The sequence below is a fragment of the Halomonas litopenaei genome, assembly GCF_003045775.1.
Classification (GTDB): Bacteria; Pseudomonadota; Gammaproteobacteria; order Pseudomonadales; family Halomonadaceae; genus Halomonas; species Halomonas litopenaei.
This window is the reverse complement of the sequence record NZ_PXNS01000019.1, coordinates 55,872-71,432: the sequence shown is the minus strand read 5'-3', so window position 1 is coordinate 71,432 and position 15,561 is coordinate 55,872. Positions and strand designations below refer to the sequence as shown.

Annotated in this window: 6 protein-coding genes; 1 reads left to right on the top strand and 5 read right to left on the bottom strand. The window is 63.3% G+C overall.

Annotated features, from left to right (window positions below; translation table 11 throughout):
• The 4 genes from C6W88_RS20395 to C6W88_RS20380 all read right to left on the bottom strand — a co-directional run.
• Nucleotides 1-1,846 (bottom strand): retention module-containing protein (locus tag C6W88_RS20395; RefSeq protein ID WP_146164691.1); only part of this gene is annotated, 1,846 nt, incomplete at its 3' end.
• A gap of 548 nt (nt 1,847-2,394) precedes the next feature.
• Nucleotides 2,395-6,306: an ATP-binding protein gene (locus tag C6W88_RS20390; RefSeq protein ID WP_108133815.1), complete on the bottom strand. Its 3,912-nt coding sequence runs from the start codon at nt 6,304-6,306 to the stop codon at nt 2,395-2,397.
• Between the two features lie 32 nt (nt 6,307-6,338).
• The gene (gene miaE, locus C6W88_RS20385; RefSeq protein WP_045994931.1) at nt 6,339-6,971 is read right to left on the bottom strand and encodes a MiaE family protein; all 633 of its coding nucleotides are present in this window, start codon (nt 6,969-6,971) and stop codon (nt 6,339-6,341) included.
• The gene (locus tag C6W88_RS20380; protein WP_108133814.1) at nt 6,968-7,441 is read right to left on the bottom strand and encodes a DUF1289 domain-containing protein; all 474 of its coding nucleotides are present in this window, start codon (nt 7,439-7,441) and stop codon (nt 6,968-6,970) included. The genes miaE and C6W88_RS20380 overlap by 4 nt, the downstream gene beginning before the upstream one ends.
• Before the next feature lie 251 nt (nt 7,442-7,692).
• Here C6W88_RS20380 and acnB point away from each other — a divergent pair, with 251 nt between their 5' ends.
• Complete coding sequence (gene acnB, locus C6W88_RS20375) at nt 7,693-10,296, top strand: bifunctional aconitate hydratase 2/2-methylisocitrate dehydratase (protein ID WP_108133813.1); 2,604 nt, start codon at nt 7,693-7,695, stop codon at nt 10,294-10,296.
• A 206-nt stretch (nt 10,297-10,502) separates the two neighbouring features.
• On the opposite strand, the gene C6W88_RS20370 is transcribed toward acnB, so the two are convergent.
• Nucleotides 10,503-15,458 carry an Ig-like domain-containing protein gene (locus tag C6W88_RS20370; protein ID WP_181248696.1) on the bottom strand — a complete coding sequence of 1,652 codons (4,956 nt, stop codon included), beginning with the start codon at nt 15,456-15,458 and terminating at the stop codon, nt 10,503-10,505.
• Nucleotides 15,459-15,561: the final 103 nt, after the last annotated feature.

Genomic DNA, 15,561 nt, shown 5'->3' with positions numbered 1-15,561 from the left:
TATCACCGTCGCCGTCGGTGAGGGTGTAGTCGATGACCGCCTTGCCTTCGAAGCCCGCCGCCGGGGTGAAGGTGACATTGCCATCGCTGGTAAAGCTCACGCTGCCCTGGCTCGGATTGCGCAGAGTGGCGGTGGTCAGGGAGGCACCATCGGCACCCTGGGTGTCGCTGGTGCCGTCGTCATTATTCAGCACGTTGTAGCTGACCGGGGTGTCTTCGCCGGTGCTGGTGGTGTCGGCCACGGCCTCGGGCTTGGTATCGAGGATGTTGATGTCCAGACTGTCGGAACGGCTTTCACCGGCAGTGTCGGTGACCACTACCTCAAAGCGATCGACAACACTGTCATCGCCGGCCCTGTGATCCGCGCCTTGCGAGTTCTCGGTATAGCGATAATCAACGGCACCGTTGTCAAATCCGATGATTTCGAGCTTGCCCTGCTCGGTTTCTATCACCACCGGATTGTCGGCGGTAGCCTTTGTAATATCCGACCCGGCGATGGTCGCAGTGCCGATTCCTGCGCTGGCTGTCAGCAGCATCTCGCCTGAGACCGTCTCGCCACTGCCCTCCACTACGCTGTTGTCGCCGGCCGTGACGTCACCATCGCTGTCCTGGATCACCACATTGGGATCACCATCCGTGCTGCCGTCGATCAGCACGGTCAAGGTCGCAGTACTGATATCGCCATCGGCGTCCTTGACGGTGTAGCTGAAGGTCTCCATCAGATGCTCGCCATCATCAAGGGCCTGCACCGCCGCATTCACCGTATTGACGGAGTAGCTCCAGGTGCCGTCACCGTGATCGGTGAAGGTGCCATATCTTGCTGAAGTGTCGTCGAAACCTACGAAACTCAGTCCATCGGACCTGGCAAGGTCGTTATCCAGCAGGTCACCGGAAATCGGCGCACTGCTATCTTCGCCGACCCGGGCAGCGTCATCTTCAGCCAACGGCACGGTATCGAGGATATTGATGTCGAGGCTGTCACCGGCTTGCGACCCCCGGTTGTCGGTCACCACCACCTCGAAGCGATCAAACACGCTGTCGTCACCGGCAGAGTGGTCGGCTGGCTGACCGTCTTCGGTATAGACGTAGTCGATCGTCCCGGTATCAGGATCGAAGCCGGTGATCGCAAGGGTACCGTGCTGCCCATCGATCAGGACTGGCGTTGCGGCCGAAGCGCCCGATACATCGACGCCCGAGACAGCAACACGCGCCACACCGGCAGGAGCCGTCACTGTCACGCTGCCGGTGACAGATTGGCCACTTCCTTCAACGACGCTGTTGTCTCCGGCCGAAACGGAGCCCTCTCCCGCTTCGATCGGCGGTAGATCGGGCTCACCTTCCGCCAGGAAAACCTCTTCGTCGTCGGCGACGGGAGTCCCACCGCCCTCTACCGGCTCCAGCGACTCCACTGCTCCCGCCCCACCAAAGGAGTAGCTCTGGGGATCAACAGACTCGGAGATGCGCAACAGGCGCACGAAATCGAAGCCCTCTTCCGCGCCACCGCCACTTTCCCCCAGGCCAGGTGCCTCTATCGCCTCGAGCAGATCGGGTACCTCCGACTCGAGCAGACGCAACAGCTCCGTTACTTGCTGCTGGTCCAGAATCTCGACCGAGGAAGCGTCGCCCTGCCCCATATCCTCGGGCAACGAAACCTGCTGCGCATCGACCAGCGTGACACCGGGCCTGCCGTCCGCAAACTGCAGCGTCACGAGGGCGCCGTCCGCCGTGATGACGATATCGCCGACGTCCAGACGATCCCCTTCTTCCAGAGCGATGACGTCGCCATTCGGCCGTTTGACCCAGGCGTTTCCTTGCAATGAGCTGACAGTAGCGATGGTAACAGGCACGGGGTCCTCGAACTTTTCGTAACGGAGCGTAAGACAATGGCTAGTAAACTGGTACGAATAATACTACTTACGTTACACGTCGTTACACACTGTACCAATGGCCAATAGTCGCTACGATCAAGTAATGCACCTTCCGAGATACTGCTTTCCTACTAGTCACCATAGAAAGCCATGCTTTTTGCTGCCACTTTTGTACGTTTTCTCCTCTGTTTCATGCTGATTTCGGAACAGCGTGGTGCGAAATTGGCCCTTGCCAGGAGCGCTGGCGGCGAGAACACGCAGACTGGGGACGCCTAGGCGCTGTCCGAAAAGTCGACGAGCGAAGGTTAGACAAGGCAAAAATCGGTGAGAAAGCGCAGTTTACGGGGTGTAAATGAGCATTTTGATCCGATTTTTAACGCCGTATTACCGAGCGCAGGCACTTTTCAGACAAGCCCTAGAGCTGACAGCGCAAGGCGCCTGGGAGAAAGCAACAGAAACGCCCGACTGGCCAAGCCAGTCGGGCGTCGTCTTGTCGGTGAGACGTCAGTGAATGGGCAGCTAGCGCATCAAGCGTCGGTCGTCTGCGATACCCGGCGATCGAGCAGGCTTCGCCAGCGCATCAACACTGGCGCATCACTCAGGCTGACCTGGGACAGCAGGCGGCGAAACTCGCTTCGAACCGCATCGTCGTCAGGATCGACACACGTCAGCCAGACTTCCAGGGCCCCGAGCAATTGATGAAGGTTGCCGTCCCGCTCCGCCTGGGTGCGCGCCTGCTCGGCGAGGGTCCGTACCGCTTCGGCGTCGCGACCCAGGCGGTGGCGTACCAGCGCCAACTGGGTGGCAAGCTCCGGGACAAACAGCGTCGTGCGCTCTCGGGCCATCAGCAGACACTGATCCAGATAGTCTTCGGCCTGCTCCAGCTCCCCCATGGCAAGACAGGCGTCCACGTACCACAGGTTCGGACGCTGACTCGGGTCCCGGCCGGTCACTTCCGCCAGTTCCTCGTGGGCCGCCTGAAGCTGCTGCAGGCCTTCACGACTCCCCGCCAACGCCTGCTGCCATCCCAGTACCGCACGGGAGGCGACCTGCCATAGGTGCAGATCGGAGCTGCCGGTGAGCTCATACGCTCGCTGGGCCCGATTGGCCGCCTCGTGGACATGCCCAAGCTGGCGATACAACGCAGAGGCGTACATCAGCGCCATCGCCAGACTGCCGGGATGATGGATCTCTTCCGCCAGGCGGATGGCCGATTCCACATGGCGTTCCGCCCGCTGGTAGTCGCCACGCAGACACAGCGCCCATCCCTGGAAGCAGGCAGCCGCCACCTGGGGGTGGTCAGAGAACGGCAACCACTCGATCATCATCGGCTTGTTCAGCGGATCCAGCTCTTCCAGATGGTCATAGGCCTGGCGAATTCTGCCAGCCCAGTACTCACAGCTTGCCCCGGCGTAGTCGGCCAGGCGCTGGTAGCGCGGGTCCTCAAGGCGCAAGGCGAGATCGTTCAGCCGCGAGGCCAGCAGAAAGGCGTCGGCGTGGGCGTTGCGCTGACTGCAGCCAACCCATAGTCCCCACTTGACCAGGAACGCCTGCTCGAGATCGTCCTCATCCTCGAGGTCGGTGGTGCACTCAGCCAGCAGCTCGCGTGCCTTGACGAAGCTCTCGTGAGCGGTAGGCGAACCATGCCCCTCCAGGGCGAAAGCGGCCTGGCCACGCACCGTCAGCAGGCTGATTTCGCGCTCTGCCTGGGGCTCGACCTGGCGCAGACTGGCGAGGCCGGCGTCGGCCATCTTCAGCGCCGTGCGATTGGCACTGACCTTGAGCGCCTCCCGGGCGGCAAGCTCGAAGTAGCGCGCGCCTCGAGCGTAGTGACCGCTGCGCCGCAGGTGCATGGCGAAGTCACCGGGATGACGACTGATCCACACCGGGAAACGTTCTTCGATCAACTGAACCACGCGGCGATGCATGTCGACCCGCACGTCACGCGGACAGGAAAGATAGGCTGCCTCATGCAGCAGCTGGTGGGTGAACTGAAATTCTCGCGCCCCCACGTCACCATCGGACGGCTCGATGATCTCGAGTCGACGCATTTCTTCCAGCGCCCGGCTCAGCCGTTCCGGCTCCCAACCGCTGCACTCGGCCAGAAAGTCGAAGCGGAAGTGGCGACCCAGCACTGCAGCGATGTGCGCCACTTCGCGATCGCCATCCAGTTGATCGATCCGACTGGTCAACAGGCCAAGCAGGCCGTGGGGCAGTTCGTCGAGCTGGACGCTACGCCCTTCCCGCCGGTCCATGTCGAGACGACGACAGATCTCCTGCAGGTAGAGCGGGACGCCATCGCAGCGCTCGATGATCTGGCCTCGCAGGCGCGGCGACAGATGCAGCCGATAGCGCCGAGCCAGCTGGGTCAACAGCCGCGACGACTGCATGGCATCGAGCCTGCCAAGCGCAATCTGCTGATCCCAGTGCAGTCGGGTGGGCAAGGATTCACGACCATGATGGCTGGCGATCAACAACAGCGGACAGTTGATCGGCAGCCGCGCCTGGAGGCCGGCCAGCACCTTGAACGATGGCTCGTCGACCCACTGCAGGTCGTCGATCATCAGTACCAGCGGACGTTCCTGTGACAGCTCATGAATCAGCCCATGCAGAAGCGCCACCACTGCTTCTACCGCCTCGCTGCTCTGCGCCAGCAGCGAGACTTCGTGAGGTTCGCGAATACCCATGGCCTCTTCAAGCCAACGAATATCGTCGTCATCCAGCTCGCTTAGCCCCAGGCGCTCGACCAACGCGGCCAGGCCCTCGCTGTCGATCTCGCCCCCCAGATGCCAGCGCACCAGGTGGCGCGCCACACCATAGGATTCCTGCACCGACATGCGAGTGTTGGGCTGCCAGCAGATGGTGGCGTCGCGACTCTGCTCAAGGTGACGAAACCCCACCAGCAGTGCCGACTTGCCAAGCCCCGATGGCCCCTTCACCAGCACGCTCTGACGCAGACCGATACCGGCCCGCGCCAGGGCGTCGCGCAGCATGCGCAGCGCGTTCTCGCGCCCCACCAGGCTTGGTGGCGTCGCGTCACGGCCGCCCTCATTGGTGCCCAGCACCAGGGCACGCAGGCGGACTCGGCCGTCGCTTGCCACCAACCGGGAAAACAACCTCGGTTGCAGGTCCAGCGCCGGCGGCATGTGCTGGCTGGCCTCCTGAGAAATGACGAGTTCGCTGCCCTCGGCGGCGCTCATCAGGTCGAGTGCCCGCTGGGTCACCTGACCCAGCGGATCCACCAGGTGGCGCGACGGCAGATAGACCACCTGGCCGCTGTTCAGGCCCGCCGCCAGGGTCATGCGGGGCAGGCTCCCTTCACCGGTCCAGTGTCGCTGCGACTCTTCCGCCAACAAACGTCGACAGTGTTCGTACAGGGCCACCAGTTCGGCCAGCTGATGCGCCGGCCCATGGGTACCGAAACAGGCAAGCCCCAGCCCGCCCGTGGCACCGGGCAACCAGAAGCCACCCAGATGGTGGCACTGCTTCTCGAGCCAGCGCATCAGTTCGATCTGTAATGCCAGACAGGCCCGTGTCTCGGCCCGGCTGCCCATGTCGCCGTCCAGTGTCAGGCGAATCGCCATGACCGACAGCTGCCGGTGCTCGACCTCCTCTTCGCCGAGCGGCGGACTGTCCATCGCCAGGGTCCGCGAGAAGGCGCCCTTGGGCGACAAGGACGGGTTTTCGGGCTGCCCGTCGGACCAATAGCAAGCCAACTGCAGGAAACTGGGGTCTGGCTGTTGCCCGGACAGCGCCAGCAACTGCAGGAAGGCGTTGTACTGCTCATGCGCCGCCGCCATCTGGCCTTGCTCGGCCAGTTGGCGCACCAGCTTTTCATGAAAGGGGGCGTAGCCGGAAAATCGGCTGACCAGCTCCTGCAACAGCGCATCGGGGATGCTGCCTTCCTGATCGAGCACGTCTTCAGCGAAGCGAATGACTCGCTGGCGCCACTCGTTGCGCACCTGAATCAGCCAACGCTGGAAGTCGGGACAGGCCGGTAGCTGCAGCTCCTCCACCAGGTCGCCTCGATACAACCCCAGCAATTCTTCCAGGGTGTCGATGTCACGATTACCCTCCAGCAGCCTCTGCAGGTCATGAACATCGAACCCCCATTGCGCCGGCAGTTGAAAGGCGATGGTCTGGCGCGACACCGTCAACACCTTGTCGGCCTCATCCCCCAGCGACTGGCGCAGACAGTGAAGGGCATGTCTCAGGTTGGTGCGACCGGAGGACAACCCCTGGTCAGGCCACAGCAGTTCGGCCAGGGTCGCGCGGTTGACCGGCTGCTGATGCAGCAGCAGGTAGACCAGCAGCGCCTTGACCTTGTCGTAGCTGAATTGAACGAGGACATCGTCTCCCAGGTTGAGGGAAAAGTGCCCAAAGAGTGCCAGGTGGTCCTGGTCCGTTATCTGGGAAGCATCGTGTTGGGCGTCCCGCATGATGGTGTCCCTGCGTGGCGGTGCTATCGGCCTCAGGCCGGCACACCGCTGTGAAATCGAAAGGCGACGTCCGGGGTCGTCACAAGTTGCTCTTCGCGGGCCTTGAAGACCGCAATGCGCGCTTCTATCGGCGCGTCTGAAAGCTGGCTCGCCAGTGTGATGTAGTCCTCGAAGTGGCGTCCTTCCGACTTAACCAGACCTCGGTAGAACTTGGCAAGTTCGTCGTCGAGATGTGGAATAAGTCGCGCAAAGCGTTCACAACTGCGCGCCTCGATCAAGGCACCGACGATCAGCACATCCACCAGACGCTCCGGCTCATCGCGCCTGACCAGTTCCCTCAGTCCTTCAGCATAGCGCGATGCGCTGAGATGGCGGTACTCAATCCCCCTGGCGCGCATGATTTTCACGACCTGCTCGAAGTGCAGAAGCTCTTCACGGGCCAATTGCGACATCTTGGTCAGCAGGTCGACGTGATCCACGTAGCGATACATCAGACTCATGGCCGTGGACGCCGCTTTCTTTTCGCACTGGGCGTGATCGATCAACAACAGGGTTTCATTGTCCAGCGCCCACTCGACCCATGCATTCGGCGTCGCACACGGCAGGAAATCGAGAAGCTCCTCAGGCAGCGAGGTGTCGTGGTCGGGGCTGATGGTGACGTTCATGAAAGCGGTTTCCATTGCTGGGCCCCATCGGGCCCGGACTCGAGATGAAGTGTCCGACGTTCTTCGCCGGCCTGCTGAAGGGCCTGGCTGATGGCGGCGTACAACTGCTGAGGCTGGTCCGGCACACCTGGGCGCAGCACGATACCGTAGGCTGCCAGGTCGCCGATACGATCACGCCCCACCCTCAGCAGCTCTATCACCCGCGACGCCGCCGGCTGGGACGAACGAAAACGCACGCGATGGCGTCGCATCTGGCGCTCCAGCAGGTCTTCGTCGATCACCTCGACGAAATTCGCGGCCACCTCGATACGCAGAGCGTCCAGTTCTCCGATCCGCCTCTCACGCTCCTCACCATCCAGCGAGAACCAGCGCAGAATTTCCTGATCATGGCGCTGACAGCCGCGGCAGACGTTATCGCCCACCGTGGTCGAACACAGCCCGACGCAGGGCGACACCACAACTTGGGTCATCGTCGGACACCTCATCGTGCTAAAAATTGAATCGGCACATGGTAACGCCTGCCTCGAGCGGACACACCCCTACCCCAGTCGAATAGGCACGAACCGGCCTCGGCGACCAAAGTTCAAAGCCCGTCATGACGGGCTCTCTTAACATTGTCGACAGTTTATTCTAGAATCCCGGCCACCGTTGACAGCGTGTCCCTCACGTTCGAGCGAGACGCGTTCGAGCGTGACCACCACAAACCAATGAGGGCCCCCACGTGCTTGAAGCCTATCGCCAACATGTCGAAGAGCGTGCCCAGGAAGGCATTCCCCCCAAGCCGCTGAACGCCGAACAGGTCGCCGAACTGGTCGAACTGCTCAAGGCGCCGCCCGCCGGAGAAGAAGAGACTGTCCTCGATCTGCTGACCAACCGCGTTCCGCCCGGGGTGGACGAGGCCGCCTACGTCAAGGCCGGTTTCCTGACCGCACTGGCCAAGGGCGAAGCCGAATCTCCGCTCATCGACAAGGTGCATGCCGTCAAGCTGCTGGGCACCATGCAGGGTGGTTACAACATCGCGACCCTGGTCGAACTGCTCGATGATGCCGAGCTTGCCAAGGAAGCCGGCGAGCAGCTCAAGCACACCCTGCTGATGTTCGACGCCTTCCACGACGTCGCCGACCGCGCCAAGGCCGGCAACGAGGTGGCCAAGGACGTGATGCAGTCCTGGGCCGACGCCGAATGGTTCCTGTCCAAGCCGGCACTGGCCGACAAGATCACCCTGACCGTGTTCAAGGTGCCCGGCGAGACCAACACCGACGACCTGTCCCCGGCCCCCGACGCCTGGTCACGTCCGGATATTCCGCTGCATGCCAACGCCATGCTCAAGAACGAGCGTGACGGCATCGAGCCCGAAGTCCCCGGCACCAAGGGCCCCATGGCGCAGATCGAAGCGGTCAAGGCCAAGGGCTTCCCGGTGGCCTACGTCGGCGATGTCGTGGGTACCGGTTCCTCGCGCAAGTCCGCCACCAACTCGGTGCTGTGGTTCTTCGGCGACGACATCCCCAACGTGCCCAACAAGCGTGCCGGTGGCTTCTGCTTCGGCGGCAAGATCGCCCCGATCTTCTTCAACACCATGGAAGACGCCGGCGCCCTGCCGGTCGAGATGGATGTGTCGAAGATGGAAATGGGCGACGTCATCGACGTCTACCCCTACGAAGGCAAGGTCTGCCGTCACGACACCGACGAAGTGATCTCCACCTTCGAGCTGAAGACCCAGGTCATCCTCGACGAAGTCCGCGCAGGTGGCCGTATCCCGCTGATCATCGGTCGCGGTCTCACCGACAACGCCCGCAAGGCGCTGGGTCTGGAGCAGTCCGACGTCTTCCGTCTGCCCGAGCAGCCCAAGGACACCGGCAAGGGCTTCACCCTGGCCCAGAAGATGGTCGGCAAGGCCTGCGGCCTGGAAGGCGTGCGTCCCGGCATGTACTGCGAGCCGAAGATGACCACCGTGGGCTCTCAGGACACCACCGGTCCGATGACCCGTGACGAGCTCAAGGACCTGGCCTGCCTGGGCTTCCAGGCGGATCTGGTCATGCAGTCGTTCTGCCACACCAGTGCCTACCCGAAGCCGGTGGACGTGGAAACCCACCACACCCTGCCGGACTTCATCATGAACCGTGGCGGCGTATCGCTGCGCCCGGGCGACGGCATCATCCACTCCTGGCTGAACCGCATGCTGCTGCCGGACACCGTCGGCACCGGCGGTGACTCCCACACGCGTTTCCCGATGGGCATCTCCTTCCCGGCGGGCTCTGGCCTGGTGGCCTTCGCCGCCGCCACCGGTGTCATGCCGCTGGACATGCCGGAGTCCATCCTGGTGCGCTTCAAGGGCAAGCGTCAGCCTGGTGTCACCCTGCGTGACCTGGTCCACGCCATTCCCTACTACGCTATCCAGAAGGGGCTTCTGACCGTCGAGAAGTCCGGCAAGAAGAACGCCTTCTCTGGTCGCGTGCTGGAGATCGAGGGCCTCGAGGATCTTACCGTCGAGCAGGCCTTCGAGCTGTCCGATGCCAGTGCCGAGCGCTCCGCGGCGGGCTGCACCATCACCCTGTCCGAAGACTCGGTCTCCGAGTACCTGAAGTCGAACATCACCCTGCTCAAGTGGATGATCGCCAATGGCTACGGTGACAAGCGCACCATCGAGCGTCGCATCCTGGCCATGGAAGAGTGGCTGGCCGACCCGAGCCTGATGCGCGCAGACGCCGACGCCGAGTATGCCGAGGTCATCGAGATCGACCTGGAGCAGCTCAAGGAGCCGGTACTGTGTGCCCCCAACGACCCGGACGACGCCCGTCTGCTGTCCGAGGTGGCAGGTCAGAGCATCGACGAGGTGTTCATCGGTTCGTGCATGACCAACATCGGCCACTTCCGCGCCGCCGGCAAGCTGCTCGAGAAGCAGCCCGCCGGCAGCCTGAAGACCAAGCTGTGGCTCGCCCCGCCGACCAAGATGGACCAGCACCAGCTGACCGAGGAAGGCTACTACGGCATCTACGGCCGCGCCGGCGCGCGCATGGAAATGCCGGGTTGCTCGCTGTGCATGGGTAACCAGGCCCGCGTCGCCGCCAAGAGCACGGTGGTGTCCACCTCCACCCGTAACTTCCCCAACCGTCTGGGTGATGGCGCCGACGTCTTCCTGGCCTCCGCCGAACTGGCCGCCGTGGCCGCCGTGGAAGGTCGCCTGCCGAGCGTCGATGAGTACCGCCGCTACATGGGCGAGTTCGACGCCATGGCCGGCGAGATCTATCGCTACATGAACTTCCACGAAATCGAGGAGTACCAGAAGGCCGCCTCGAACGTGATTCCGGTGGCTCAGGAAGCCTGAAGCATCTGACGGTCAACGGCTCGAGCCTGTCGCCAGACCGACTCGAGCCTAGAATCACAAGGAAGCGCCCCGGGGAGCGAGTTGCGTTCAACTCCCCTGGGCGCTTTTTCATGCCTTGCCAGCAAAGGCCGTGTCACTGGGTGGGCGGCTGACCGCCCACCCCACCTTCCCTGACCTGTTTTACTCGCCTGCTTTACTCGCCTGCGTTACTCGACTCTCAACTGACCATCGTCGAGCAGGTTCTGCAGGAAGGCGTCACCGTCTGCGCCCATCTGCACGCCCTGAAGCACAACGAACTGATCGGCGTTGGCACCTCCAGCCGCCAGGTTGCCTTCGCTGCTGATGGACAACAGGGTATCGTCCCCGTCCTGACTGGCCTGAAGGTAGTCCGCCAGATTGTCCTCGTCGGCGCCCTGAAGAAGATCGGCAAGATCGAGCCGGTCGGCCTCGGCCTCAACGCCATACTCACCGACGGTGAAGTCGGCCACGGTATCCTGCGCCGGTGCCGTTGTGCTGCCCGCGTCACCAAACTCCCAGGCGAAGACATCGGCCCCGGCACCACCGACCAACAGATCATCATCGGCACCGCCGACCAGCAGGTCGTCGCCGCCGCCACCGATCAGGGTGTCATCACCGGCACCGCCGGACAGGCTGTCGTTGCCACCGTCAGACCGATCCGCGATAGCCAGGGTCTCGACGTTGTCCCTGACGTAGTCGATGATCTGCTGATCCGTCGGCTCCGCCCCACCATTCACGCCCCACCTCAGGAACTCGACAAGGCCGAGATAACCCAAGCCATCGTGTTCTCCCGCCTGGAAACTCTCGCCACTGTCGCCATCCACCCAGGACAGTCCATCGCTGTTGACGGTATCGCCGAACAGGACATCGTCTCCCTCGTTGCCTGCCAGGACATCATCGCCCAGCGCGGCCAACTCGGCCTGGCTGCCTCCGCCAAACAGGGCCGCTTCCAGTTCTTCGGCGGTATTGACCACCTCCACCTGCCCGGTCTCGAGAATGTCTCCATCGTCGAGCAGGCGCTGCTCCAGTCGGATCTGATCGATATCGAGACTGTCGTTGGTGCGGTTGCCGCTGTCGACCAGGAACCGGAGACGATACTCCCCCGTCTCGAGAAAGCCGGTATCGACCGTCGTCCAGTTCGGGGCGTAGGTCAGTGAACTGCTGGCGTACTCCTGCCATTGGCCACCTTCCCGCACCTCGACCACATAACCCATCGAATCGTTCGACTGACTGAACACACTGGTGCTGTAGCGAAACAGCAGCGAGGTGTACAGCTGGTCATCGGGATCGTCATCGACGAAGAAAGAGGTACTGACCACTTCCGCCGCCTGGTCGTCATTGGCGTTGTCCCTGATCCGCAACTTGCCCCCGAACTGGGCCGCCACCGTGTTGGCGTCGGAGACCTTGGTCCAGGTCTCTACCCTCAGCGCGTCCGTCGAACCGCGCGTGAAATTGGCAAGCCTGACACCATCGACCACGGTGCCCTGGTAAGACAGCGCCCCGGTGCCCGACACATCCGTATTGTCGAAAAACTCGAGAACATCTTCCCTGGTCGCGTCACCGATGCCGACCGCTCGCACGCTACTGAGCGCGGCCAGCTCGGTATAGGCGTCGGCGGCCTCCTTGATGGCGGTGGCGTCGATCGCTGTGGCGCTCACCGTGCGTCCGGCATCATCCGTGTAGTGTGTGGGCCCACCATCGGTCAGGATGAAGCTCAGGTCCTCGAAATCGGCGAATTGGGGATCGGCGTCCTGCGCCGCCAGCCACCCAGATGCAGTGCGAATGCCGGCTTCCAGATTGGTGCCGCCCTCCGCCCTGAAACCGTCGATGAAGCTCACCACATTGGCGATATCGTCAGCGCTGCTGAGGTCGATGACGATATGATCGACGGCATTGGTGCCGAAATCGACGATCTGCAGATTGATCTGGCCGTCATGGGCCACCAGGTCGGTCAACAGGTTCTTGAGCGCCGCCTGAACCAGCTCGAGTCGACTCAGGCCTGGCGTCCCCGACGGCACCACCATGCTGCCGGTGGTATCGACAATCAGCGAAATATTGTAGTTGGTGGCCGGCGTCAGCACCGCCTCCAGGCCACCTCGATCACCGATCAGCACGTCGCCGCCGGCCCCTGTCGCTTCGTTATCGTCGTCGTTGTCCCCCACCACCAGTTCGTCCGCAGGACCTTCGACGCTGACCGTCGCTTCGGCCTCGGCGCTATCCCCATCGTTGTCGGTCAGGGTGTAATCGATCACCGCCTGCCCGCCAAAGGTCGGGTTGGGGACGAAGGTCAGCGATCCGTCGGTGTTCACACTTACCGTACCGACGCTGTCTCCTCCACGCACCGCAGCCGCCGTCACGCTTGCCCCATCGGCACCCACTTGATCGTTGTCGAGCACCTCGATGACCACCGGCGCGCCGCCGCTCGCGCTTGCCGCGTCGTCCGCCGCCAGCGGCGAATCGTCGTCGACCACGACATTCAAGCTGCCCTGGGCTTCGTCGCCGTCACTATCGCTGACGACGTAGTTCAGGGTCAGATCAATGTCATCCTCGGAGCCAGGGTCGCTGTGGTCCAGCGGACCGGCCAGGGTGACCTGATAGGCACCCGTGAGCAGATTGGTCAGTACCGCCGTCAAGACGACGCTGCCGCCTGCGCTGCCCACCAACTGGCGACCATCGCCGCTGAGCGAGAACATGACCGGCATGCCCCCGGAGGTCAGCCCACTCGGACTCGGGGCCAACCAGCGGAAGTCGCCGGCGCCATCCGTGCCGGCATCGTAGCCAAGCACTCCGGCCACCTGAGTCGCTTCACCCGCGACATCGTCGATACCCCCCGCGATACCTCCCGCCAGGCCATCCTCATCGACCACTGCCACGGGCACGTCATCACCACTCGGCGTCGTCGGGGTACCGTCGGCGTCCACGATGATTGTCCACTCGGCAAAGCGAGGGTCGCCATCGCCGTCGGTCAGGGTGTAACGCACGGTGGCCACACCACTCTGGCCGGGGTCGGGGGTAAAGGTCAGGGTGCCGTCCTGGTTGAGCACTACCGAGCCGGTAACCTCGCTGTCTCCCACCACATTGGCGGCTGTCACGCGGCCACCATCGGCGCCGACGGCATCATTGGCCAGCACGTCCAGGGTCACCGCAGCACCATTGTCGGATACCGAGCTGTCATCCTCTGTCTCTGCGGTGTCGTCATCGATGAGCAGCTCGAGCTGCCCCTGAGCGGTGTCACCGTCGGCGTCGGTGACCGTGTAGGACAGACCAAGGAAGATATTGTCCTCGCTGAACGGCCGCAGATGATCGATGGGTCGATGCAGAACGGCGCGAGCCACGTCCGAGCCGTCTTCCAGACTCACCGTAATGACACTCTCGCCTGCCTCGTTGCGGCCGATCAGGCCGCGCCCCCCATCGACCACCTCAAAGCTCACCTCGCTACCCTGGGAGGTGAGGCCATCGAGATCACTGCGAGGATTGTCGTCGGTAGGGCTCTGGGGGCCTGCGGTCAGCGCGATGTCCGCACTCCAGGCGAAGCCGCCTCCCGCCGCCGGTCCATCGGCACCAAAGTCAATCTGGAGGTCCCTCACGGCGCTGATCGGCTCACCGACCACGTCGCCATTGCCGCCGGCATTACCCCCTGGCAATCCATCCTCATCGAGCACGATGCGATGCACATCACTGGTCACCGGCTTGCCATCGGTGTCCTCGACCTTGACGGTCCAGTGGCCGACCATCGGGTCTCCGTCGCAGTCCAGCACCTTGTACTTGATGCGGGCGGTGCCGCTGAAATCATCAGCGGGGGTGAAGGTCAGCGTCTGGTCGTCATTGATCACCACCTGCCCCTGGCCCGATACCACTTCGGCACTGACCAGGTGCCCCAGATCTGCGCCCGGGCTGTCATTGGCCAGCACATCCGCGTTCACCGACTCGCCGGACCCGGCGCTGGAGTAGTCGTCGACGACCACTGGGGTGTCGTCGTCGACGGTGACCGCCAGATAGCCCTTGGCCTCGCTGCCATCGGCATCCTTCACCACGTAGCCGAAAGACAGATCGATGTCGTCCTCGGTGCCGGTGGCGAAGTGATCCAGCGGGCGCAGCAGGGACACCGTTACCAGATCCGAGTCATCTGCGCGCACCACCGTGAACACGGCTTCGCCGCTCACCTCGTCACGGCCGGTCAGGCTGAGGCCGTCGGCCGACACCTCGTAGACGACGGCGCTGCCCTGGCTCTGCAGATTGGTCGGCAGGCCGTCCGTGGTCCAGTAGAAGGCCCCGCTGGCGGCAGGTCCATCGGCACCAAAGTCATAGCCAAGCCGCGCGCTGGCGCTGGTGGCCTCACCGGCCACGTCCTCAGGGCCTCCGGGGTTGCCCCCAGCCAGGCCGTCCTCGTCGACCACCACCGAGGGAGACCGGGTGTAGGGGTCATCGTCGCTCGTTGGCGTCGTGGGGACATTGGCGTCGGTGATCTCTACCGTGACCTTCGCCCGTCCGCGGTCCCCATCGTTATCGATGGGCCTGAGGGTGAACTCGAGCTCCGGATGGGTGGTCTGGTCGAGCCCGTCCCTGGCCTCGAACTCCCAGCTACCGTCGGAGTTCACGATCAGGGTGCCCACCGACAACTCGATGGGTGTGTCCAGACGGTAGAAGCCGACCTCCTCCGACACGTAGACGCGCATTTCACGCAGACCATCGGCGCCAGCATTGACCGACCAGGTACCGCGCGCCACCTCCCCTTCGGCCACCGAGCTCGGTGCCGTGGCGGTGGCATCGGGCACGTCATCCTTGACGAAAATCCGCAGATTGTCGGTCTGCACCCCTTGGCTTCCGCCGTTCACTTCCACCTTGAACGGATCGTTGATGCCCTCGTCGCCGCGCCCCTGGGAACGGTGATCGTCAGAGTTGTCGGTCAACTGGTAGTCCCAGCGATAGTTGCCCTGGGCGTCCACCGCCACCGTCAGGGTGCCAAAGTCACCGCTGAGGCTGCCGCCACCGGTCAGGTCGACACCGTTGACGACAAAGCCCTCGATCTGTCCTCCGGGCGGCCGCTCATAGACGCCCCCTACCGAGGTCGCAACGGATCCCGCCCGGGTGCCGTCATCCAGCCCCGCCTCATCCACCCTGAAATCACTGCTCTGGTTCGCCATGACGCCATCCCCTGTGTCGATGCCAAGAAGGAAAGACGCCGGGTCCGCGGCGTGCACGATCAACGCACGACTGGAGCTTGGCCGAGTGACGCCTTTCACCTGG

Coding starts and splice junctions, on each gene's coding strand:
- C6W88_RS20370 (WP_181248696.1), bottom strand. CDS start 15,458: ATGGCGAACCAGAGCAGTGATTTCAGGGTGGATGAGGCGGGGCTGGAT.
- C6W88_RS20390 (WP_108133815.1), bottom strand. CDS start 6,306: ATGCGGGACGCCCAACACGATGCTTCCCAGATAACGGACCAGGACCAC.
- C6W88_RS20380 (WP_108133814.1), bottom strand. CDS start 7,441: ATGACCCAAGTTGTGGTGTCGCCCTGCGTCGGGCTGTGTTCGACCACG.
- miaE (WP_045994931.1), bottom strand. CDS start 6,971: ATGAACGTCACCATCAGCCCCGACCACGACACCTCGCTGCCTGAGGAG.